This is a genomic window from Cellvibrio sp. UBA7671 (assembly GCA_002483145.1).
Lineage (GTDB): Bacteria > Pseudomonadota > Gammaproteobacteria > Pseudomonadales > Cellvibrionaceae > Cellvibrio > Cellvibrio fibrivorans.
Genome location: DLHJ01000012.1, coordinates 229146 through 252471 on the forward strand (window position 1 = coordinate 229146; position 23326 = coordinate 252471).

The 23326-nt window shown below is 49.9% G+C and carries 22 protein-coding genes; 17 read left to right on the forward strand and 5 right to left on the reverse strand.

Going from position 1 to position 23326, the window contains the following annotated elements; genetic code table 11:
• Nucleotides 1-101 precede the first annotated feature (101 nt).
• The 15 genes from B4E62_RS09360 to B4E62_RS09430 all read left to right on the forward strand — a co-directional run bounded on the left by B4E62_RS09360 (nucleotide 102) and on the right by B4E62_RS09430 (nucleotide 15447).
• A complete protein-coding gene (locus B4E62_RS09360) occupies nucleotides 102-644 on the forward strand; it encodes a sigma-70 family RNA polymerase sigma factor (protein ID WP_310068948.1) in 543 nt (180 codons plus the stop codon).
• A complete protein-coding gene (locus B4E62_RS09365) occupies nucleotides 641-1345 on the forward strand; it encodes an anti-sigma factor (RefSeq protein ID WP_310068943.1) in 705 nt (234 codons plus the stop codon). The genes B4E62_RS09360 and B4E62_RS09365 overlap by 4 nt, the downstream gene beginning before the upstream one ends.
• 169 nt (nucleotides 1346-1514) lie before the next feature.
• The gene (locus B4E62_RS09370) at nucleotides 1515-3104 is read left to right on the forward strand and encodes a DUF4331 domain-containing protein (protein ID WP_331351864.1); all 1590 of its coding nucleotides are present in this window, start codon (nucleotides 1515-1517) and stop codon (nucleotides 3102-3104) included.
• 10 nt (nucleotides 3105-3114) lie between these two features.
• Nucleotides 3115-3612, forward strand: coding sequence for an Ig-like domain-containing protein (locus B4E62_RS09375; RefSeq protein WP_331351865.1), 498 nt, complete (start codon nucleotides 3115-3117; stop codon nucleotides 3610-3612).
• 130 nt (nucleotides 3613-3742) lie between these two features.
• The gene (locus B4E62_RS09380) at nucleotides 3743-4864 is read left to right on the forward strand and encodes a hypothetical protein (RefSeq protein ID WP_331351866.1); all 1122 of its coding nucleotides are present in this window, start codon (nucleotides 3743-3745) and stop codon (nucleotides 4862-4864) included.
• Between the two features lie 2 nt (nucleotides 4865-4866).
• Nucleotides 4867-5979, forward strand: coding sequence for a HupE/UreJ family protein (locus tag B4E62_RS09385; protein WP_331351867.1), 1113 nt, complete (start codon nucleotides 4867-4869; stop codon nucleotides 5977-5979).
• Between the two features lie 7 nt (nucleotides 5980-5986).
• Nucleotides 5987-8062: a TonB-dependent receptor gene (locus B4E62_RS09390; protein ID WP_331351868.1), complete on the forward strand. Its 2076-nt coding sequence runs from the start codon at nucleotides 5987-5989 to the stop codon at nucleotides 8060-8062.
• A 274-nt stretch (nucleotides 8063-8336) separates the two neighbouring features.
• Nucleotides 8337-10364 (forward strand): dynamin-like GTPase family protein, encoded by a 2028-nt coding sequence (locus tag B4E62_RS09395; RefSeq protein WP_331351869.1) that lies wholly within the window; start codon nucleotides 8337-8339, stop codon nucleotides 10362-10364.
• Nucleotides 10365-10499: 135 nt separating this feature from the next.
• Nucleotides 10500-11642 (forward strand): homoserine O-succinyltransferase MetX, encoded by a 1143-nt coding sequence (metX, locus tag B4E62_RS09400; protein ID WP_331351870.1) that lies wholly within the window; start codon nucleotides 10500-10502, stop codon nucleotides 11640-11642.
• Entirely contained in the window at nucleotides 11642-12229 is a 588-nt protein-coding gene (gene metW / locus B4E62_RS09405) for a methionine biosynthesis protein MetW (protein WP_310068857.1), read from the forward strand. Before metX ends, metW begins: the two co-directional genes overlap by 1 nt.
• Before the next feature lie 42 nt (nucleotides 12230-12271).
• Nucleotides 12272-12730 carry a DUF4426 domain-containing protein gene (locus tag B4E62_RS09410; RefSeq protein WP_331351871.1) on the forward strand — a complete coding sequence of 153 codons (459 nt, stop codon included), beginning with the start codon at nucleotides 12272-12274 and terminating at the stop codon, nucleotides 12728-12730.
• Nucleotides 12731-12815: 85 nt separating this feature from the next.
• Complete coding sequence (locus B4E62_RS09415) at nucleotides 12816-13421, forward strand: XTP/dITP diphosphatase (RefSeq protein ID WP_331351872.1); 606 nt, start codon at nucleotides 12816-12818, stop codon at nucleotides 13419-13421.
• Nucleotide 13422: 1 nt separating this feature from the next.
• On the forward strand, nucleotides 13423-14616 hold the full coding sequence (gene hemW, locus B4E62_RS09420; RefSeq protein WP_331351873.1) for a radical SAM family heme chaperone HemW: 1194 nt from the start codon (nucleotides 13423-13425) through the stop codon (nucleotides 14614-14616).
• A 15-nt stretch (nucleotides 14617-14631) separates the two neighbouring features.
• Complete coding sequence (locus B4E62_RS09425; protein WP_310068845.1) at nucleotides 14632-14952, forward strand: heavy metal-binding domain-containing protein; 321 nt, start codon at nucleotides 14632-14634, stop codon at nucleotides 14950-14952.
• A gap of 78 nt (nucleotides 14953-15030) precedes the next feature.
• Nucleotides 15031-15447, forward strand: a complete 417-nt coding sequence (locus tag B4E62_RS09430; protein ID WP_310068842.1) for a Dabb family protein — start codon at nucleotides 15031-15033, stop codon at nucleotides 15445-15447.
• A 73-nt stretch (nucleotides 15448-15520) separates the two neighbouring features.
• Here the strand turns inward: B4E62_RS09430 and B4E62_RS09435 are convergent, their stop codons facing one another.
• Complete coding sequence (locus B4E62_RS09435) at nucleotides 15521-16291, reverse strand: exodeoxyribonuclease III (protein WP_310068839.1); 771 nt, start codon at nucleotides 16289-16291, stop codon at nucleotides 15521-15523.
• A gap of 210 nt (nucleotides 16292-16501) precedes the next feature.
• Here B4E62_RS09435 and pyrE point away from each other — a divergent pair, with 210 nt between their 5' ends.
• Together pyrE and B4E62_RS09445 are read left to right on the forward strand one after the other, a co-directional pair.
• Nucleotides 16502-17152 carry an orotate phosphoribosyltransferase gene (pyrE, locus tag B4E62_RS09440; protein ID WP_310068837.1) on the forward strand — a complete coding sequence of 217 codons (651 nt, stop codon included), beginning with the start codon at nucleotides 16502-16504 and terminating at the stop codon, nucleotides 17150-17152.
• A 23-nt stretch (nucleotides 17153-17175) separates the two neighbouring features.
• Entirely contained in the window at nucleotides 17176-17784 is a 609-nt protein-coding gene (locus tag B4E62_RS09445) for a hypothetical protein (RefSeq protein ID WP_310068835.1), read from the forward strand.
• Nucleotides 17785-17859: 75 nt separating this feature from the next.
• On the opposite strand, the gene slmA is transcribed toward B4E62_RS09445, so the two are convergent.
• The 4 genes from slmA to coaBC all read right to left on the reverse strand — a co-directional run bounded on the left by slmA (nucleotide 17860) and on the right by coaBC (nucleotide 23235).
• Nucleotides 17860-18459, reverse strand: a complete 600-nt coding sequence (gene slmA, locus B4E62_RS09450; RefSeq protein WP_310068832.1) for a nucleoid occlusion factor SlmA — start codon at nucleotides 18457-18459, stop codon at nucleotides 17860-17862.
• Between the two features lie 72 nt (nucleotides 18460-18531).
• A complete protein-coding gene (gene argB, locus B4E62_RS09455; RefSeq protein ID WP_310068830.1) occupies nucleotides 18532-19440 on the reverse strand; it encodes an acetylglutamate kinase in 909 nt (302 codons plus the stop codon).
• Between the two features lie 6 nt (nucleotides 19441-19446).
• A complete protein-coding gene (locus B4E62_RS09460; RefSeq protein ID WP_331351874.1) occupies nucleotides 19447-21975 on the reverse strand; it encodes a phosphomannomutase/phosphoglucomutase in 2529 nt (842 codons plus the stop codon).
• A gap of 57 nt (nucleotides 21976-22032) precedes the next feature.
• On the reverse strand, nucleotides 22033-23235 hold the full coding sequence (gene coaBC / locus B4E62_RS09465; protein WP_331351875.1) for a bifunctional phosphopantothenoylcysteine decarboxylase/phosphopantothenate--cysteine ligase CoaBC: 1203 nt from the start codon (nucleotides 23233-23235) through the stop codon (nucleotides 22033-22035).
• Nucleotides 23236-23326: the final 91 nt, after the last annotated feature.

A 23326-nucleotide genomic window follows, 5' to 3' on the forward strand; every position in this document is an offset into this window, starting at 1 on the left:
ATCTGAATCCAAAACCCGTCATCGCCCGTACAGCACTCGAATCGGCCCAATTCTGTCGGAGCGCAGGGGCTGCAAAAGCAACCATAACAACGAGAATTCCTATGGATCCGAATCACGATTTTCTCCATCTGCTCAGCGCCACCGCGCAGGGCGACCGGTTGGCATTTGCCGATTTGTATCGCCAGACGGCGGGCAAGCTCTACGCGATCAGCCTGCAAATGTTGCGGCGCCGCGATTTGGCGGAAGAGGCCGTGCAAGAAGCGTTTGTGCGTATCTGGCACAACGCTGGTGATTACCAACATGAGAAGGGCACTGTGCTTACCTGGATGATAAGTATCGTCCGCTATCGGGCACTCGATATGCTGCGTGCAACCAAGAGCCGCCGAGAAACGGGCGACGAGGGTTTGGAAGAGGCGCTCGATGAGCAGTCCCCGGAACAGGAATTGTATGAACAGCGCGACCGCGTGCGCATCGACCGCTGTATGGACCGGCTTGATGAGGGACAGCGCCAGGCAATAGAAATGGCCTATTTTCGCGGCCTCACCCACATGGAAGTGTGCGATCAGATGGAAACTCCCCTGGGTACCATCAAAACCTGGATTCGCCGTGGTCTGGAACGTTTAAAGAGGTGTCTTGAATCATGAATTATTTAACCGAAGAGCGCCAAAACGCACTGTCTTCCGAATACGTATTGGGCAGTTTGCATGGCCCCGCACGGATCCGTTTCCAGCGGCTGTTGATGCAGCACAACAGTATGCGTCATACCCTCTGGCGCTGGGAAAGCCGCCTGAACGAGTTAGGCACAGCGCTGCCAGATGTTCAGCCAGCGCCGGAAGTCTGGGAGCGAATCCAAGCCCGGTTAGGTTTCACTACAGTGCCACCCGTTACATCATCCAACGTGGTGAGCTTGCCGCAGCGCAAACCGCGCGCTCTGCAATGGCTCGCCGGATTGTCAGCTGCCGCCGCGATCCTGATGGCAGTACTGCTCGTCAATCTGCAACCGGTCGAACCCTTGTTGCCCGGTCAAATTGCCGTGGTACAAAGCGAAAAAGCCCAGGCGCTTTGGCTGATCGAATTGCGCGAAGATCAACTGCTGGTTACCGCCACCGACAAATTCAAAGCACTGGATAATCAGGACTACGAATTGTGGATGGTTGCCGCCGATGGTCGCCCACCGATCTCGCTGGGTCTGTTACCCAAACAAGGCAAGCTGAGTTTGCCACGCTCTGTGTTGTTTGATCAGGTGCAAGTGGCGGCCCTCGCGGTGAGTCTGGAACCGCTGGGCGGATCGCCCACTGGCCAACCGACAACCGTGTTGTACACGGCGGAATTGGTGGCGATGTAATTAGATAATTTGAGTTTGAGCGATTGTTGAGCCCCGCCCTGTGCGGGGTTTTTTATGCCTGTAAAAAACTATTTTCACGTAATTGCAAAATAATCATAAAAAGTTGAATCCAAAACCCAGGTTGAGCCGTTTGGTGTTGTGTTAGTCACATAAACCCAAGGAGTCAACGATGAAACATAATTACTTATCGGCCGTTATCGGCACCCTCTGTGCGAGCTTGCTCGCCACTGGCAGTTTTGCATCCAGCCACCGCGAAGCACCGAATATCACCCGTTCGCCTGCATTAGATTCCACAGATTTTTATGCGTTTAACAGTTACGAATCCGGTCGCGCTGATTTTGTAACTTTGATCGCCAACTATATTCCGCTGCAAGATGCTTACGGTGGGCCCAACTATTTTGCGATGGACCCACACGCGGTTTACAGCATCCATGTGGATAACACCGGCGACGCAGTAGAAGATCTCACCTTTGAGTTTCGCTTTAGCCAGGCGCTCGCCGGTGGCGAAGGCGTGAAGCTCACCGTTGGGCCGGAAGGCAACAGTCGTTCAGTTGCTGTGCCGTTAAAAAATGTGGGTGGTGTTACTGCGACTGATATGTCCGCTGTCAATTTCAGTGAAAGTTACAGCATTAAACTGCGCAGCGGCGATCGTAAAACCGGTACACGCACCGATGTAGCAATGGCATCGGGCATGGGTACAACGTTTAAAAAACCGCTCGATTATATCGGCAATAAAACTTTTACCTCACCGGCGGTTTACGCAACTTACGCCAATAGTTTTATTTACGAAATTGCGATTCCCGGCTGTAGCACCAACGGCAAAGTGTTTGTCGGCCAGCGTAAAGATCCCTTCGTCGTTAACCTCGGTAAAACATTTGACCTGGTAAATTATGTTCCAGTCGAAGGTGATAGTGCACCGGGTGCTGGTGACGGCGGCGGCTTCCCCGGCGGCATCACCCAGTCATCGATGAATGACGATCTGCTCGATAAAAATGTCACCGCAATTTCGCTCGAAATTCCCAAAAGTTGTTTGGTGGGCAGCGGCAATGGCGTAATCGGTACCTGGACTACCGCGAGTTTGCCGCAGGCGCGTATTTTAAATCCGCAGGCATCATTTAATAAAACTGAAGTGAATGGTGGTGCACTTACACAAGTGTCGCGCTTGGGTAATCCACTGGTGAATGAATTAGTGATCGGATTAAAAGACAAAGATCGCTTCTCCGTCGCCGAACCAAAAAATGACGGCCAGTTTGCCGATTACGTAACCCATCCATCGCTGCCGGAATTATTAAATATTTTATTTAAAGATGCAGTGAACACAACGCTCGGTGCAAATCTTCCCACTCTGGCACCAACCAATTTCCCGCGCATGGATTTGGTGACTGCTTTCTTAACCGGCTTCCCCGGCGTTAACCAATTAAAAACCGTTACACCTTCGGAAATGCTGCGCTTGAACACCGGCATTGCCGCAACAGCACAAATGCAACAGTCCGCATTCGGTGTTGCCGGAAATGATCTCGCCGGTTTCCCGAATGGCCGTCGCCCCGGTGATGACGTGGTGGATATCGCCTTGCGCGTGGTGATGGGCCGTTTGTGTTATCCAATTCCTGTTGGTGGTGTGGATACCGATTTGGGTTTGTGTAAACCCGCCGATGCCAACGTGGGTAATGTTCCCTTTACCGATGGTGCACCACTCAACGCCAGCATGATGAAAAACATGTTCCCCTATTTGGCCGATCCATTGGCCGGCTCAAATTAAGGAGATGGAAATGAAATTTTTATTTCTTGCACTTCCAGTCAGCATCGCGGTGTTACTCAGTGCGTGCGGTGGCGATGATAAAAAAAAGCCACCCAAAGTTAATACGCCACCCACAGCAATGAGTACCAGTATCAGCACCCAGTCGGATACACCCGTGACCGGCAAATTAATGGGCAGCGATATGGATAAAGATGCCCTGAGTTTTGCAGTGTCATCGCAACCGGCACAGGGCACGCTGGCATTGCAAAGTGACGGTTCATTTACCTATCTACCTAATGCTGATATGACAGGAATGGATCAATTTACCTTTAGCGTTTCTGATGGCAAAAGCACATCCATGACTGCGATGGTCAACATCACTATCGATCTGCTCGCAGTCAATATGGGTGAGTACACACGCAAGGCCTACAACCAAATGGAAAGTGATACACCGCTATCGCTCAACACCCGTGCGGTTACTCAGGATGTCACCGACGAAGCGGCCTTTGATGATTTGCTAGCGCAATAAAAGAGAAAAATTGTCGATTAATGCCCGCAATGGATGGCGGGTTTTTTCAAATATCAAACATCTATAAAAATCGACTTTAGCGTTAAACGTGAAATTTATTGAATAGCTGAATTTGCAGCGGGTAATAACAATGAACAGATTTTTACCGATAGTATTTCTGTGGGGTATTAGCTGCGGCGGAATTATCCTTGGCAGATACGCATACGCCGAAGCTTACACTCCCACCGAGCCTGATCAGATTATTGCGCAGTGGAATACAACTCCCTCTGAGACTTTGCGGGTATTGCAAATTCAGCAGCGCTTGCAACCTGAAGATTCAAATCGTGTTGTGCAACTGGCAAACGAGTATTTAGAGCAGGCGGCACAACCCGGTCAATCGCGCCTATATGGCGTAGCAGAAGCATTGTTGAAACCGCTGATTGAAAACAATACCAATGACTTATCGATGTTGCTTGCTTGGGCACAGGTGCAACAACATCAACATCGATTTACGCTTGCGCAAGAAGTCCTGCAAAAAATTCTTCTACAACAGCCTGACAATAACACTGCCAATTTGCTTAACGCTCGGTTGCATTTAATTCAAGGCAATGCAGTCTCTGCACAAGCAGCCTGCATGCGCCTATTAGGTCACACCGATTTATTGACGCTCAGCGCGTGCTCGCTGGAAGCGCGCAGCACTCTCGGCGATAAAGAATTGAGTGAAAGTTACACACAGTTGCAGCAGATAGTCGGTACGCAAGGTTTGCCTGACGATGAGCGTCAAATCTGGATACTACAGATACTCGCTGATATGGCGGTGCGTCTACAACAACCACAAGCAGCGCTCGATTTTTTAAACCAAATCAAATCCAAAAATTCACTTAGTGTGTGGGTGCAATGGGCCGATACGAATCTCGCTCTGCAAAATAATCAAATTGTCATTGATGCATTAACACCCTTGGTCAGCACCAGTTCGCAAGCGGATGATTCGCTACTGGTGCGCCTTGCGATTGCTGAGAAAAAAATCGCACCTACCACTTACTGGCAAACACAAGTGCGTGAGCGTATCGCACTACGTGAACAGCGGGATGATCAAGCGCATGCTGCCGATTTGGCCATTTATTATTTGGATATTGCGCCTGACGCGAATAAAGCCTTGCACTGGGCCGAACGCAATTGGCAGCAAGCGCGCGAAGCGAGCGATAAACATTTACTTATACGTGCCCAGCAAGCTGCGGGTGTAGCTGCCGTCACTGAAAAGGCGGGAGCATAAAGATGCGTATACTCAAGTTGATCATTTTTATCCAACTAATTATTTTTTCTGCGTTCTTATCTGCGCACCAACTCAGTACGGCTTACGCCAATCTGCAAATCAACGATCAGGGTTTAATAACTGGGGAATGGCAAGTACGGCTTTATGATCTTGAGCAGGCCATAGGTGTGGATAGCGATGGCGATGGAAAATTGCGCTGGAAAGAGTTACAAGCGCGCGCCGACAGCGTGCATCAATATCTTGCCAATCAGCTATCGATTCACCGCGCTGATAGCACCTGCACATTGTTATTAAGTGATGAGTGGAAAATCGATTCCCATTTTAGTGAATCCTATCTGTTGATACCGCTGCGTGCCCAATGCGCTTTGACCGGTACTATTCGTGTTAATTACAGCGCTTTTTTTAAAGAAGATGCTGAACATAAATTATTGCTGAATCTACGCAGCGATTCTGCCACCAGCAGCCGCTTACTCAGCGACACCCAGCGCAATATTGATTGGGATGCCGCTAGCGGTAATGTCTGGAAAACACTGGGCGAATTTATTTATCAGGGCATGGTGCATATCTGGATTGGTATCGACCATATTTTATTTTTGCTATCGCTCATGCTGACCTGCGTGCTGGTTCGGCGCGGCAACCAATGGTTTGCACAAGCCAGTATAAAACGCATCCTGATCAATACCACCTGGATAGTCACGGCATTTACGCTCGCCCATTCCATCACGCTTAGCGCGACCGCGTTAGGTTTAATTCAGTTCTCCAGCCAATGGGTAGAAGTGGGCATTGCCATGTCGGTAGTTCTGGTTGCGCTCAACAATATTTATCCACTGGTTACGCGCTTGGGTTGGCTCACCTTTGGATTCGGTTTGCTGCACGGCATGGGCTTCGCAGGAGTATTGGGTGAATTGGGGTTACCGGCAGATCAACAACTGCTCACGGTGTTGGCATTTAATCTCGGTGTGGAGATAGGGCAAATGGCAATTGTGTTGCTGTTATTACCGCTATTTATTTTTGTGCGCAACCAAATCTGGTACGCGCGTTATGCCCTTACGGGTACATCGATAGTGATTGCATTAGTGGCGTTGCAATGGGTAGTTGATCGTTGGATTGGTTAAGGACATTATGATGCGTATTAACAATAGTTTGGCCGGTTATTATTTTGCTTTAAGTGTTACGCCTTTGGTAGTGAATGGTTCGGCAAATGCAGCCCAGAACAACACTGAAATGTTGTTGGTAGAAAATGTGGTTGTTTATGGCTACCGCACTGATTTATTGGGTACCAGTATTGCCGCCGCAGAAGGCGTGGTCGGCAGCGCCGAAATTGCCGCGCGGCCGGTATCGCGCACCGGTGAAATTCTGGAATTTGTACCCGGCATGGTGGTTACCCAACACAGTGGTTCAGGCAAAGCCAATCAATATTTTTTACGCGGTTTTAATCTGGATCACGGCACCGACTTTGCCACTTCAGTTGACGCCATGCCAATTAATATGCGCAGCCATGGACATGGGCAAGGCTATACGGATTTAAATTTTATTATTCCTGAATTGATTCAGGATATTCAGTATCGCAAAGGTCCTTACTACGCTGAAGTGGGCGATTTTTCCGGCGCTGGTGCCGCACAGTTTTCGCTAAAAAATACTCTCGCTACTGGCGAAGTCAATTTTACTGCAGGTGATTTCGACTATCGGCGTTTATACACCGCGACGCAACTTGAACTGGATTCAGGGCGATTATTATTTGGCGTAGAAGCGCAGCGCTACGCAGGCCCCTGGACAGATATTGATGAAGACGTACACAAAACCAATCTGCTAGTGCGTTATACATCGCAAATTGGTGGCGGTGAATTTTCGTTGACGGCGATGGGCTACCGCAATCGCTGGAATGCGGCGGATCAAATTCCCCAGCGCGCTGTCGGGCAAAATATTATCGATCCTTTAGGTTCACTTGATACTGATGTAGGCGGCGGTTCCAATCGCTACAGTCTGTCAACGCAATGGGTGAATCCGATTTGGTCAATGAGCGTCTATGTTGTCGATTCAGAGCTAAATTTATTTTCCAACTTCACCTATTTTTTGGATGACCCGATCAATGGCGATGAATTTGAACAAGTGGATGACCGGCAATTGCTCGGAGGAGAAGTCGTACGCAATTGGCAAATAGATGTTGCTGGAAAATCGGCAACACAGAAACTCGGCGTTCAAATTCGGCACGATGCCATTGATGAAGTAGGTTTATTCAAAACCCGCTCGCGCAATCGGTTGTCAACTACCCGTGTTGATGCGATTGATGAAACCTCACTGGCGCTTTTTGCCCAGAGCGACATTCAGTTAACTGAAAAGATGCGCATGCATCTGGGCTTGCGCCATGATTATTTGCAAGTGGATGTAAGCAGCGACCGCGCCGAAAATTCTGGTGATGCATCTGATGGCATCACCAATGTAAAAGCGGGCGTGAGTTACAGTGTCAACGATAAAATCGAAACCTACTTTAATCTCGGCCAGGGTTTTCATTCGAATGATGCGCGCGGTGCAACCATTGTCGTGGATCCGGTATCGGGCGAGTTGATTGAGCCGGTAGATTTATTATCGCGCTCGCAAGGTGCGGAAATAGGGGCAAAATTATTCGATAACAATCGCTACAGCATTTCCACATCGCTGTGGTACCTGGCACTGGATTCAGAATTATTATTTGTGGGCGATGCGGGCAATACTGAGGCCAGCCGCGCATCGGAACGTTCAGGAATTGAAATCGCCAGTTATTTCTGGTTTGCAGAGGGCTGGAGCATTGATTCGGAATTAGCCTGGACGCGTTCGCGCTTTACCGATAATCAGTTGGACGAAGGCAAATATGTGGATGGCTCCCTACCGTTTGTCGCAAGTGCGGGGATTAGTTACGCACCAGCGCAAACCGGTTTCCACGGCGCTTTGCGCTACCGGCATTTTGCCGCGCGGGTGCTGGATAGTTTCGCGCAGCAGGAGGCGGGGGCGACTAGCCTGGTGAATCTCGGCTTGGGTTATCGCTGGGCGCAATGGTCGGTGGGGCTCGACATCCTCAACCTATTCGATAGTGCCGATCACGATATCGATTACTTTTATCCGTCCCGGCTCCCCTCCGAGGCAGATGAAGGCGTTGAAGATTTGCACTTCCATCCGGTTGAACCGCGCAGCCTGCGTATCCGACTACAAGCCTCTTTCTAACAATCGCCCCATTTCTTTTACCAGAGTAGATACCACCCGGCGAGCAAGTTGGCATTCCGGTTTGGTATCGGTTGGCGTCAAATGTTTCACAAAGTAGCAATCCCCTGCCTTTTAGCCCGTTGAAGTGACCACTCACTGCTCAAGATCTAGCCACTGGCGTGCTTTTCCGCTTTAATGACCGAACAACAATAATTAATTAGCCATCGGCTGGTTATCGCGGTCAGTTATTAAATAATGCAAATAACGCCAGATTCGCTATTTTGAGAGTATTGCTATGGACATAAGATCCCTGCACCGCCAAATGACGCATTACAACCGCTGGAAACGCCAGCTGGATGAACGTTTACAGCGTTTTGAGCAGTGGAGCCAGCAGCACGATATGTCCGGTGCGAATATGGGCAAGACCTTGCAGCGGGCACGCCAGTTATTGCGCGGCGAAAGTTTTACCATCGCCTGTGTAGGCGAGTTCTCGCGCGGTAAAACCGAATTAATTAACGCTCTTTTATACACCGGCGGTGGCCGCCGTTTGCTGCCATCGCAACCGGGGCGCACGACTATGTGCCCTACCGAAATCTTTTGGGACGCCCACCAACCCACCAATTGTGTGCGCCTCCTGCCGATCGAAACTCGCCGCACCAATACCAGCCTGCAAAGCTTCAAACGCATCCCGCAAAATTGGGTGGCGATTCATTTTGATGCGCAAGATCACGAGCAGACCCGCGCCGCGATCAATCAAGTTTCGGCCAGTAAACAAGTCAGTGTGGCCGATGCGCTTAAATTGGGTTTTGCACAGGATGAGTTGGGCGAGCGCGACGAGAACGGCATGGTTACTGTGCCCGCCTGGCGCCATGCGCTGATCAGTCTGGATCATCCGCTGCTACGCCAGGGCTTGCGCATCGTTGATACGCCCGGCTTGAACGCGCTGGGCAACGAGCCTGAACTCACGTTAAAAACCCTGCCCGATGCCCAGGCGATTTTGTTTTTGCTCGGCGCCGATGCGGGTGTCACTGCGAGCGATATGGAGATCTGGCGCGAACATATCCAGGTATTGCGCGATAACAACTGCACCGCTGTAATCGCCTTGCTTAACAAAATCGACAGCCTCTGGGATGACCTCACCCCGGCACAAGAGATTGAGGCCAACGTCAACCAATTGCGCCAGCTCACCGCACGACAATTGAATTTGTCGCCCGAGCATGTGGTGGCACTGTCCGCCAAACAGGGTTTACTCGGCAAAGTCGGGCGCAACCAGGCGCAATTGGCGCGCAGTAATTTTCCTCAATTGGAGCGCATTTTGGCCGAATGCGTGATGCGCAACCAGCAGCAGATTATTGGCCATCGGTTAATTGGCGACAGCTATGCGATGGTGATCAACGCGCGCAACAGTTTGCAGCGCCGCCTCACAGACTGTGAAAAAGAATTGGAAGAATTGCGCACAGTTGCACCGGAAGCGGCGGGCGAAAAATTGACTGAGCTGCGCGATACTATTCGCCGCACCCATCACGAATACCACAAGCAGGCGCTGTCATTGCGCACCAGTCAGCGCTTGTTGGAGTCGCAAAAATTATCGCTGCTGGGGCCGATCAGCAGCGGCCTGCTGGAGCAGCAAATCGCGGAAGCCCATGCGAATCTGGCGCAGAGTTGGACTACAGTGGGATTGGCGCGCGCGATCGGCAAATTTTTTGATGATGTAGACAGCAACCTGCGCCATCTTGAACGTGAAATCGAGCGCTGCAACCGCGTGCTCACCTCGATTTACGAGCGGCCTGAGCAGACTGTATCGGGCGATGATTTGATCATGCGTCACCTGTTGAAAATCCAGAAGCAGCGCCGCCAATTGCGCCAGTTGCATACCCGCGCCGACGATTTCCGCAAATCGCTCAGTACGGTATTCACACACAAAGGCGCGCTGATCAGCCGCTTTATCAACACCTTGGTGCAGGAGGTGCGCGCGGTTTATGTCGATTTAAACCAGCACATCCATCACTGGATGCAAGAGGCATTGGCGCCGCTGTTCCATCACAACCAATACCAAAAACAATTGCTGGAACACCACATGCTGCGCCTCACGCAATTGCAAACCCAGCGCAACAGCCACAGTGAACAATTGGAAGTGTTGCAGACCAATATTTACCAATTGCAGACCGCGCTGGGGAATATCGAGCCGCTCTATAAAGAATTGCTGACGACGCCACTAGAGCCGGAATTGATGGCGGATGTAGAGCAGAAGGAGTCGGTAACAGCGGGAGCGCAAGTGGTATCGATCAAGCAGGGCAGACAATCACTGCGAGGCAGCCAATAACCTCGTCAGCAGTTTATCAGTGTATAACTTGCAGCACTGAATGGGTCTCTTTAGACTGTCGCATCGTTTAAAGTCGATTGGGTAAGCTCGCGCTCTACGCGGGTGTTACTCTTTTAGCGCGCTAAAGAGATCATCATGCCAAACCAAATACCCGCTGCTTCGGTGGGTCTTGTCACTCCCCAAACCCATCGCTTCACCGCGCCGCTATTGCTGGCCTGCGGCAGGACGCTCGATGAGTATGAATTGGTCTATGAAACCTACGGCCAATTGAATGCTGCCAAGTCTAATGCGGTGCTCATCTGCCATGCGCTCTCCGGCCATCATCACGCTGCCGGTTACCACAGCATGGACGACAAACGCCCCGGCTGGTGGGATGCCTATATCGGTCCGGGCAAACCCATTGATACCAACAAATTTTTTGTCGTCGCGCTCAATAACCTCGGTGGTTGCCATGGTTCGACGGGGCCGCGTTCGATCAACCCCGCAACGGGCAAAGCCTGGGGTGCGGATTTTCCGATGGTGCGCGTGCGCGATTGGGTCGCCAGTCAGGCGCGCTTGGCCGATGTACTCGGCATTGATGTCTGGGCAGCGATCATCGGCGGCAGCCTCGGCGGTATGCAGGTCATGCGCTGGGCACTGGATTTTCCAGAGCGCGTTCGCCACGCCGTAGTTATCGCCTCTGCGTTAAAACTCTCCGCACAAAATATTGCGTTTAATGAGGCCGCACGCAAAGCGATTATCAGCGACCCGAATTTTTTTGATGGCGATTACATCGAGCACAACACCTTGCCAAAAAATGGTTTGGCAGTGGCGCGCATGATCGGCCACATCACTTACCTTTCCGATTACGCGATGGGTGAAAAATTTGGCCGCGATCTGCGCAGCGGCAGTTTTGAGCTCGGCAATGATGAACCGGTGGAATTCCAGATCGAAAGTTACCTGCGCTACCAGGGTGACAGTTTTGCCAATAGCTTCGATGCTAACTCCTACATCCGCATCACCAAAGCGCTGGATTATTTTGATCTCGCGCGCGAATTTAATGACGATCCCGTCAGCGCCTTTAAACAAACCAAGGCAAAATTTTTGGTGATTTCATTTAGCACCGACTGGCGGTTTGCGCCCGAGCGCTCGCACGAAATTGTGAACGCATTAGTTGGTGCCAATCGCCCGGTGACCTACGCGGAAATAGAATCCAAACACGGCCACGACGCCTTCCTATTACCCGATGAACGCTACGAGCAAGTTTTCGGTCGCTACCTTGCCGGAGTGAAAATCTGATGCGTATAGATCTCAACGAAATCCAGCACTGGATCCAACAGGGCAGCCGCATTCTCGACCTGGGTTGTGGCGATGGCACGCTATTAAAATTTTTGATCGATACCAAACAAGTACAAGGTTACGGCTTGGAAATCGATGCGGCGCAAATCAATACCTGCATCGACAAAGGCTTGAATGTGATCGAGCAAAACCTCGATCGCGGCCTCGGCAACTTCGCCGATAAAAGTTTTGATACCGTATTAATGACGCAAGCGCTACAAACATTGCATTTCCCCCATTTGGTATTGGATGAAATGTTGCGTGTGGGTAAAGAGTGTATAGTGACCTTTCCGAACTTCGGACATTGGAAGGCGCGTTTTTATCTGGCCACGCGCGGCCGTATGCCGGTATCAGATTTATTGCCTTACGAGTGGTACGACACACCCAACATTCACTTTTGTACATTTGATGATTTTGAAGTTCTCTGCCGCGAGCGCAATATCAAGGTAATCCATCGTCAGGTAGTGAATGAACAATCCGGTCAGACGTTAAAAGATTTTATGCCAAACCTGTTTGGTGAAACGGCGATTTATCATTTAAGTAGATAGCTCGTGATTGACTAAAAATGTATCAACCACTGGAGTGTTGTTATGAAAAAGTTACTGCAAAGTGTATTTTTGGTTTTTTTCGCTGCGACTGTTCAGGCACAAGTTGATCAACCCAAAGAAATCCGCACCACCGAAAAGTTCGGCGCCTACACAGTGCATTACAATGTATTTAACAGTACCGATATTCCGGCAAAAGTGGCAGAAGCTTATAAGTTAGTGCGCGGCAAAGATCGCGCGCTGGTGAATATCAGCCTGACCAAAACCGAAAATGGCAGCACCAGTTTGGGATTGCCCGCAGTCGTAACTGGCAGCAGCAAAAACCTGATGCAACAGAAACAAACACTGACATTTATTGAAATCAAAGAAGGCGATGCAACTTACTATCTCGCTCCTTTTGTGTTCAACAATGAAGAAGTGCTGCATTTTGATATTCAGGTCAACACCGATGTCAGCAGCAAGCCGATAAACTTTACCTTTAACCGTACCCTTTATACCGAATAATCTTGTACAAATATTCTGCGACAAAGGCGCCGAACGGGCGCCTTTTCTTTCAGCGGATTATTAATAGAGGCACAAGGGCTTAATTATGAAAAAAATAGTATTGGCCAGTGGCAACGTTGGTAAGTTGCGCGAATTTCAGCAGCTATTAACTGGCTGCGGTTTTGAGGTAGTACCACAATCGGATTTTTTTAGCGAAAACGCCGAAGAGACTGGTTTGACTTTTGTTGAAAATGCCATTATCAAGGCGCGCTATGCTTGCGCCAAAACCGGCTTGCCCGCAATTGCCGATGATTCCGGTATTGAAGTCGATGCACTTAATGGTCGCCCCGGAATTTATTCCGCGCGCTATGCCGGTGAAGGCGCAAAAGATGCGGATAACAATGCAAAATTATTACAAGAATTAAGTGGTACACCCACTGAAAAACGTACCGCCCGTTATCATGCCGTCCTTGCGTTTATGCATCATGCAGAAGATCCGACACCGATTTTATGTCACGGTGTTTGGGAGGGTGTGATTCTCACCGAGCCGCGTGGCGAAGGTGGTTTTGGTTATGATCCTTTATTTTTTGTACCCAGCCATAATTGTGCATCAGCGGAATTGGATAAAGCAGAAAAAAATCGCATCAGCCATCGCGGAAAGGCGATGCAGGAATTGCTGCAAAAATTATCTACCTTGGCTGGCAGTGAATAATATGTCCCTGCAATTGCCGCCGCTATCACTCTACATTCATGTACCTTGGTGCATCCGCAAATGTCCCTACTGCGATTTTAATTCCCATCAAGCGAATAATGATATTCCGGAAGCAGATTATGTCGCGGCATTGCGTTTTGATTTACAGCAGGATCAAACACTCGCGCAGGGGCGCAAACTCACCAGCATTTTTTTTGGCGGTGGTACGCCGAGTATGTTATCGGCGCAAGCGATTGGGCAGATATTGACTGACGCGGAAAAAATTATCGGTTTTGAACCCGATATTGAAATCACACTCGAAGCAAACCCCGGTACCTTTGAGCAGGAAAAATTTTCCGGCTTTCGTGCGGCAGGAGTTAATCGTCTATCCATTGGGATTCAAAGTTTTAATGACCAGCAATTAAAACTGCTCGGGCGTGTACATGGTCGCGCTGAAGCCCTGCGCGCGGTGGGTGTTGCACGCAAAGCTGGCTTCGACAATATCAATCTGGATTTAATGCACGGCTTGCCCGAGCAATCCGTTGATGCAGCCAAAGCCGATTTGCAACAGGCGATTGAGCTCGCACCGGAACATCTTTCCTGGTATCAATTAACCATTGAACAAAACACCGCATTTTATTCTGCACCGCCGATCTTGCCGGAAGAAGAAATTCTCGCCGATATTCAGGATGCAGGCGTCGAATTGTTAGCGGCGGCTGGCTATGCGCAATATGAAATTTCTGCCTATGCGCGCGATAAAAAATGCGCGCGCCACAACCTCAATTATTGGGAGTTTGGCGATTATCTTGGAATAGGTGCCGGGGCTCATGGGAAAATTACTTTCCCAGCGGACAATAAAATCTTGCGCCTGTGGAAGACTCGGTTACCTAAACATTATTTAGATGCAACCGATTCACAAAAAATATCCCCCAATCTGGGCGGACACCAAAATGTATTTGGCGGCGGCAGCGATTTACTATTGCCCGATGCATTGCCACTGGAATTTATGATGAATGCGTTGCGCTTGCACTCTGGCGTACCGATGAATTATTTTGTTCAGCGAACCGGTGTTGATTGGCAGCAACTTGAGCCGCATTGGCAAAAATTAACCCAGCAAGGTTTGGTGGAAATTGTACAGGGTTACGCGCGGCCTACGGTGATGGGCCGTCGCTTTTTAAATCGTGTATTACAAACGTTTATTAATGAAACCGAATAAGTTAAGGAGCCTATTATGCTAATGACCACTACACCGAGCGTTGAAGGAAAAAACATTACCCGTTACTGCGGTGTTGTTGCGGGCGAAGCAATTCTGGGAGCCAATTTATTTAAAGATCTGTTTGCAGGCATTCGCGACCTGGTCGGTGGCCGCTCTGCGACCTATGAGCGCGAATTACAAAAAGCGCGCGAAATTGCTTTACAAGAACTACAAGATCGCGCCCGAGAAATGGGCGCAAACGCAGTAGTAGGTATAGATTTGGATTACGAAGTCATCGGCCAGAATGGCAGCATGTTAATGGTATCGGCCAGCGGCACGGCGGTGGTAATTGGGTAATATTGCGTAAAAGTTATTGTGCTTGTTCTAAATTGGCGTAATTTTTCATCACCTCAATGCCACAAGAAAGGAGCAACAATGACTACTACACGCCGTGAATTTTTAACCGCCAGTGCTATCGCCGGTGCGGCTCTCGCATCACCCATCGTTCTGGCTAAATCTACTACAGCGACCAATTCTATGCCTAAATTACTGCATCATGTTTTTTTCTGGTTAAAGAATCCAGAATCGAAAGAAGATTTGGCTAAACTGATCGCCGGGGTTAAATCCCTTGCGGCGATAGAAACCGTACGCAGTATTCATGTGGGTGTCCCGGCATCAACGGAAAAGCGCGAGGTAGTGGATAATTCCTATCACGTCTCCGAATTGCTGGGGTTTGATGATGTGGCAGGGCAGGATGCCTACCAAGTGCATCCATTGCATAAAAAGTTTGTCGATGAGCACCAGCATTTGTGGAGCAAAGTGGTGGTATACGACGCGCTCGCAGCTGATTGATGGTTCAGCAAAATACCGACAATAAAAAACCCGCTGCGGTAATCCGGAGCGGGCTTTTTTATTGTTTGCGATTTTACAGTTCTATATCGTAATCAATGATGACTGGCATGTGACTGGAAAATTGCTGGGTCTTGTAGATAGCGGCATATTCAACTTTAGCGCCGAGGCTGTTGGACACCACCTGGAAATCTGTACGCCAGCCATCGCCATCGTCTTTAAGGCCCTTTGGCCACCAGCTGTATTCATCACCGTCTTTGTTGACCTTGCGGAACGCATCGACATAGCCAATTTGATTGAATAATTGGCTCAACCATTGGCGCTCGTGGGGTAGAAATCCGGAATTATGTTGATTGGCTGCGCTATTGCTCACATCTTTGGGCGTGTGCGCCATTTGCCAATTGCCGCAAAAGATATACTCGCGACGTTTGCGGGTAATTTTGTCGAGATGCGCCTGAAAGTCATCAAAGAACTTGATTTTGACTTCTTGCGATTCCATTTCTGAACTGGCGCTGGGGGCAAGCAGTGAGCCAACACTCAATTGCTCAAAATCCACTTGCAGATAGCGACCCTCCATATCAACACCAGACGCAAAACCCAAGCCGTAAATAAGCGCCTTAGGCTGCAGACGGGTGTAAATCGCAACGCCGTTGTAGTGTTTGGTACCGGAATCGAAAAAATAGGCGTGATAGCCCTTGAGCTCGAATTCGGGCTTCTCCAGCTCGCGCTCTAGTGCACGTAGATCCTGCAAGCAGATAAAATCTGCATCTTGATTCGCGAGCCAAGTGTATAGGCCGCGTTGCGCCGCCTGAAAAATACCATCGACGCTAAGACTGATAACTCTCATGTTAGCCCCTTGATTACGGACTGTGTATCATACCCGAGCTTTGTGTGATTGTGTTACCGCCAAGGCTGGGTTTTTTGTGGTAGACGTTACGAATTTTCACATCCTTACATTTGGATAGCTGCTGTGACCCAAATGCGGGTCTGCTCATGGGCATGACCTCGTTGTATTTATTTTGTCATCTCAAACTTAGTTCATAGTCGGATACTTTGCATGGAAAAATACCAATTTGACTTTATTCAGCTGGCCATCAGACACCAGGCGCTATGCTTTGGTGAATATGTGCTCAAGTCTGGCCGTACCAGCCCCTACTTTTTTAATGCGGGTAAGTTCCAGACAGGAAAGGCACTGGCCGAGCTCGGTCGTTATTATGCGGCGGCTGTCACCGCATCTGGCGTGGAATTCGATATAGTATTTGGCCCCGCCTATAAGGGGATTCCTTTGGCCGCGACTACTGCCATTGCCTTGGCTGACCAGCATCAGCGCGATTTGCCTTACTGCTATAACCGTAAAGAAGCGAAAGATCACGGCGAAGGTGGAACTTTGGTAGGAGCGCCGTTAAAAGGGAAAGTTTTGATCGTGGATGATGTCATCACCGCTGGCACCGCAGTGCGCGAAGTGATGGGCATTATCGATGCGGCCGGTGCCAAACCTGCGGCCGTATTGATAGGTTTAAATCGGCAGGAAAAAGGCCAGGGGCAGATATCGGCGATCCAGGAAGTGGAACAGACGTTTGGTATTCCAGTTATTAGCATTATCAACTTGAATCACATCATTGATTATCTTGAAAGCCAGAGCGGACAAGAGGCGATGGTAAATAAAATTAAAGAATATCGCGCGACCTACGGTGTAGAGCTCGCGTGATGCAAATGAGGTAACTGATACAGATGCGTAGCCTGTTGTTGACATTGATTACTTGTAGTTCACTATTGTTCAGCAGCTGGGCTGCCGCGCAAATCTCCTCGACTAGCAAAGTAATTTATCGTTACAAAAACAAGGATGGCGTCACAGTATTGGATAGCAAAATTCCGCCACAGTATGTCAATAATGGTTATGAAATAGTATCGCTCAGTGGCAAGGTGATTAAGGTGATTGCGCCCGTAACTCAAGGTGCTGAGGGTGAGCGCTTGTATAAGGAAAAATTACAGCGCGAAGAGCGTGAGCGTGAAGATATTCAATTGCGTCGCAGTTACAGCAATGTAGGTGATATAGAGGCGGCCAAAACTCGCAATCTGGAAAGCTTGCGTGGCAACATTGGTATTTTGCAGGCGAATCTCACCTCGGCCCGCTCACGATTGCAGACCTATCAAGCGCAAGCGGCGGCGATTGAGCGCGCAGGTCGGCAATTACCAGAAGACTTGCTGAAAAATATCAACAATTTGGTGCAGGAAGAAAAAGATATTCAAGTGCAGATTCAACAGCGCGAGGAAGAATACAAAACCGTAGAGCAAAAATTTGATGCTGATCGGAAACGGTTCGTTGAGATTACGCAGTAGGAATAACAACTTTGCGACCATAAAAAAACCGGCGGCTGCCGGTTTTTTTATGGTCGCAATTTTTTTACTGGAATCTTAACCTGCAATTAAAAATCCCTGCGCGATCAATTGCCACTGTTCTTGCCAGTACTCAGTGGGGCGGCGGCGGAATTCGGTGCGCACGAATTCGGCGATGCGGCCATCAACCAATGCAATCAACAAATTAGCGGCTGCAGCAACAGGCAATTGCGGATGCAAGCCTTCGCGCAATTCTGCCTCACGCAAAATCTGTTTTAGCTGGGTTTCAATGCGGTCAAAAAATTGTGCGATACGCACACGCAAACGCTCGGTTTCGCCGGTGAGTGCATCGCCAGTCAGTAAACGCGTCAAGCCAGGATTGCGCTCGGCAAAAGTGAGCAGCAGCGACAGGATTTTTTCGCAGCGTTTTAAAGCCGATTTTTCTTCCGCCAAAATCAATGTCACGCGCGAAAAAATCGTCTCTTCAATAAACTCTATTAAACCCTCAAACATTTTGGATTTGCTGGGAAAGTGGCGGTAGAGCGCCGCTTCGGAAACGCCCACTTCTTTGGCCAGTGCGGCAGTGGTAATGCGCTCGCCTGGGCTGGCCTCCAACATGCGCGCCAGACACTCGAGGATTTGTTGGCGACGCGGAGTTTTGCTTGGGGATTTATTCATGACGACTCCATTCAGAGCGATTCCATTCGGAATGTTGCGCGCCTGAATTTACACAGGGCGCGCGCCATAACATCAAGCATTGCGGGCTTTATTGGTGATCAATGTACCCACGCCGGCATCGGTAAATATTTCCAATAACACTGCGTGGTCAACACGGCCATCAATAATGTGCGCGCTGGTCACACCGGCTTTTACCGCATCGAGAGCACAAGCAATCTTGGGCAACATACCGCCGTAAATAGTGCCATCTGCGATCAAGCCATCTACTTGCTCAGTGCTGAGGCCGGTTAACACCTTGCCCTGTTTATCTTGCAGACCGGAGACGTTGGTGAGCAGCATTAATTTTTCCGCGCGCAAAAATTCAGCAATTTTTCCGGCGACCAAATCAGCATTGATATTGTAAGAGGCGCCGTCGGCACCTACACCAATCGGTGCGATGACCGGAATAAAATCGCTGTTGATTAACATATCGATCACGGCAGTGTTTACATTTTCCACTTCGCCAACGTGGCCAATATCGAGAATTTCTGGTGCGAGCATTTCCGGGGTTTTATGGGTGACGGTTAGTTTTTTTGCCTGGATTAATTTACCGTCTTTACCGGTCAAACCAATTGCCTGGCCGCCGTTGCGGTTAATCAGGCTGACGATTTGTTTATTCACGGTACCGCCGAGCACCATCTCCACCACATCCATTGTGGCGCTGTCAGTAACACGCATGCCGTTGATAAATTCGGACTTGATATTGAGTTTTTCCAGCAGGCTGCCGATTTGTGGCCCTCCACCGTGGACTACTACCGGATTCATGCCGACCAATTTCATCAATACGATGTCGCGCGCAAAACTGTTTTGCAGCTCTTCACCTTCCATTGCATTGCCGCCGAATTTTACGACCACAGTCTTGCCGGTGAAGCGCTGGATGTAGGGCAGGGCTTCAGTTAATACATTGGCGATATTCATCGCTGATTCGCGGTTCAGAGACATAACAAATTAATCCTGTGAATTTAAATTGAACGTTAAACGGTTATCGACTTTGAGTAATTCCCGTTTGAAAATTTGCTGGATTTTTTCCAGTGACTCGTGCGATTCCGCTTCAAAACGCAGCGTTAACGCGGGCGATGTGTTGGAGGCGCGCACCAGTCCCCAGCCTTTGGTGTAATCCACCCGCAGGCCGTCAATGGTGGTGATGGTACCGTTGGCAAAATCGCCGATCTCACTGAGCTTTTTAATCAGCCCGAATTTATCGAGTTCGGGAATGGCGATTTTAATTTCCGGTGTTGAATAGAGTTGCGGGAAAGCTGCAAAAATAGCATCGATTTTTTGGTCGCGCAGGGTAATGATTTCCAGCAGACGTGCCATCGCATAGATGCCATCATCGAACCCGTACCAGCGGTCTTTGATAAAAATATGGCCGGAGTATTCGCCCCCAATCAACGCCTGCGTCTCTTCCATTTTGGCCTTCATTGGCGAGTGGCCAGTCTTCCACATTATCGGCCGGCCGCCGTAGCTGCTGATCACTTGGTTCAACTGGCGTGAACATTTTACATCGAACAATACATCGGCGCCGGGGTTGCGAGAGAGCACATCTTTGGCAAACAGCATCAATAATCTATCGGGCCAAATAATGTCGCCTTTAGGCGTTACGACCACTAAACGATCGCCATCACCGTCAAAAGCGACGCCGATATCTGCATTGGTTTCCTGAACTTTGGCGATTAACGCCTGCAGATTTTTTTCGATGGTTGGATCAGGATCGTGGTTGGGAAATTCGCCATCGAGATCGCAAAATAACGGGATCACATCGCAGCCCAATTCTTCAAACAATTGCGGCGCGACTATACCGGTCACCGCATTGCCCGCATCCACCACTATCGATACGTTACCCGCGAGTGCAACGTCGGAAAAAATACGGTCGATATAATCGGGAATAATTGTGCGCGGAATTTCTTCACCTAGTCCCTGATGAAAACGCTGGCCGATAATGCGTGAGCGTAAATCGATAACAGCATCATCGGCGAGCGCGCGATTATTAATGACGACCTTAAAGCCGTTATATTCTTTGGGGTTGTGACTCGCAGTGACCATTACCCCGCTGCTGGTGTCATCGAAATGGAAGGTAGAAAAATACATCAACGGTGTAGGTACCACACCAATATTAATTACATTGCAGCCCGAGCGCAGAATACCGCGAATCAATGCCTGCGTCAGTGCTTCGCTGTGGGTGCGTCCGTCGCGCGCAACTACAATCGCCTGTTCGCCCTGATCAATCGCTTCGCTGCCTACGGCTTGACCGATAAGTTGAGCAAGTTCCGGCGTAACCTGACTGCCGACCAACCCGCGAATATCGTAGGAGCGGAAAATTTCAGCGGGTACATCTTCTTCACTGATTTTATTACGCGCACTGGCGCTGGATTTTTTACCGGACGCTTGCTGCAAGCCGAGAATATTTTCATCTTCATCAATCACAGCGATATCAAGAATATCCTGCTTCTGAAACAGCGGATTGGTCATGGCATCATCAGCATTGACCGATTCCTTGCTGGTTTTGACCACTTCGGCGATTGAGGGAGTTGCGGCATTTTTTTCGCCCAATTCCATGCGCACCAGAATTTTGCTGAGGAACCACACCAGCGCCAGACTGCCCGCCACTATAACGCTCACAATGGAGAGCCAGAGTGCAGGTAATTCTTCGGCGAGTGATAAGAGTTGGTCGGAAGGCGTAAATTTCACCGCGAGGTGGCTACCTTCAACATTGCCTTGCAGACTGTTGCCTGCAGTACCTGTACCGAGTTTTTTTACTATTTGCGGTGGGCTGCCGGTAAATTGTTGCACCAATATAAACTCGCCGAGATGCTGGTCTGCAGGGGTAAACAGATTGATTAATTCGGCTGCATCTATGGTGACCATGAGTGTGCCCAGCGGCGCGCTTTTGTCCTCGGCAGCGAGTGGGCGAATCCAATTGGTCATCCAGCGTTCATTAATTGCTACCAACTCGGGTAGCGCAGGCTGACGTTTTTCTGCACGCTGGATTAAATCCAATTCGGCATAGCGGATGGGAAATTCCGCCTCGCGATCCAATTGCGCGCTACCTAGCGGGATCAAACGTACTTTGAGGGCGGAAGGTGTTTCACGCAGCCATTTTTTCTCTAACAGGTCGCGCTTCTCCGCAGTGTTATCGGGATTGGTGGCATCAAGGCTGGCGATCAGTTCAGGTTCGGCGGCAAGCTTGTCGATGAGTTGGGTCTGCTGTTGGAAATAATGAGAGAGTGTTTTGCTTCGCTCGTCGACTTTCTCTTGCGTGAGCGAGCGCAAATTTTCTTGTGTTTGTTCGATCACCAACTTTTGGTAGAGCACATAACCTACAACAGCGTTAATGATCAGTGCTATGCCCAATAAGATCAGGAGTATTTTTTGCTGGACTGCGGCTTTGCGTTTGGCGGCGTCCAAGGCGCGTTGCTCGCTGCGAGAGAGATGCGCACCTGTTTCGGTTTTGGGTTTTGACGAATCCTTTGGGTTCACACCTGTACCTTCTACTTAACTGAAACGTGATGTTTGTTGTGCTAACAAACTTGAGGCTTACTGAGCTGTTATTTTTTGGGCAAAGAGTGCGATAAGTTCGCGCGCTAATTGCTGCTTGCTGCGTTGGCTAATCTCGGTCGCGGTATTTTTTTCGACGAGTGTAACGGCATTATCATCACTATTAAAACCAATGCTGCTATCGCTGATATTATTGGCGACTACCAGGTCCAGATTCTTGTGCTGCAATTTGCTACGTGCATATTCCAATAGATTTTCACTTTCGGCGGCAAAACCAATCGTAAAGGGTTTTGGTTCAAGCGCCGCAATACTCGCGACTATGTCGGGATTTTTCACCAGCGATAGCGTTAGTGTATCGCTTTCACCTTTTTTCATTTTCTGTGCGGACATTTGCGCGGGACGATAATCGGCTACGGCGGCAGCGGCGATAAATAAATCGCAGTCCTGCGCTGCAGCCAGACTCGCTGAGTGCATGTCCTCGGCACTGATCACGTCGATGCGCGTCACGCGCGCGGGTGTTGCCAGCTGCGTAGGGCCACTGATTAAAATCGTTTTAGCGCCGGCTTCCGCCGCCGCTTGGGCCAGGGCGTAGCCCATTTTGCCCGAGCTGTAGTTGCTCAGGTAGCGCACCGGGTCGAGCGCTTCGCGCGTGGGACCAGCGGTAATCACCACTTTTTTACCCGCCAAACTGCCGCTGGTAAAGAGGCGGGCGGCGGCATCGACCAGTTGTAAGGGTTCGAGCATACGCCCTGGGCCTACGTCGCCACAGGCTTGGCCACCCTCAGCGGGGCCGAAGATGTGGATCTTGCGTTTGATCAAGGTATCCAGATTGGTTTGTGTGGCCGGGTTATGCCACATGCCTTGGTTCATCGCCGGTGCGATGGCGATGGGTGCGGCGGTCGCAAGACAGATGCTGGTGAGCAGGTCATTGCCCACACCCTGCGTCAGGCGCGCCATAAAATCAGCGGTTGCTGGGGCGATCAACACCAGGTCTGCCCAACGCGCCAGCTGGATATGGCCCATGCCGGCTTCGGCTTCGGGATCGAGCAATTGTGTATGTACCGGATTGCCCGAGAGCGCTTGCATGGTCAGAGGGGTGATAAATTCCTGTGCCGCAGGTGTCATCACTACCTGCACACTGGCACCTGCATCTTGGAGGCGACGCACCAGGTCGGCGCTTTTGTAGGCGGCAATACCACCGGTCACGCCGAGCAGAATCTGTTTATTGGCAAGCGATGTCATAAGGTCGGTTGGGTTCCAGCGATAAAAGAACGTCTAGTGAACAACCTTAGCCCTGCTTGGCGTAATTGGCCACTAACGGCGCCAGCCCCGC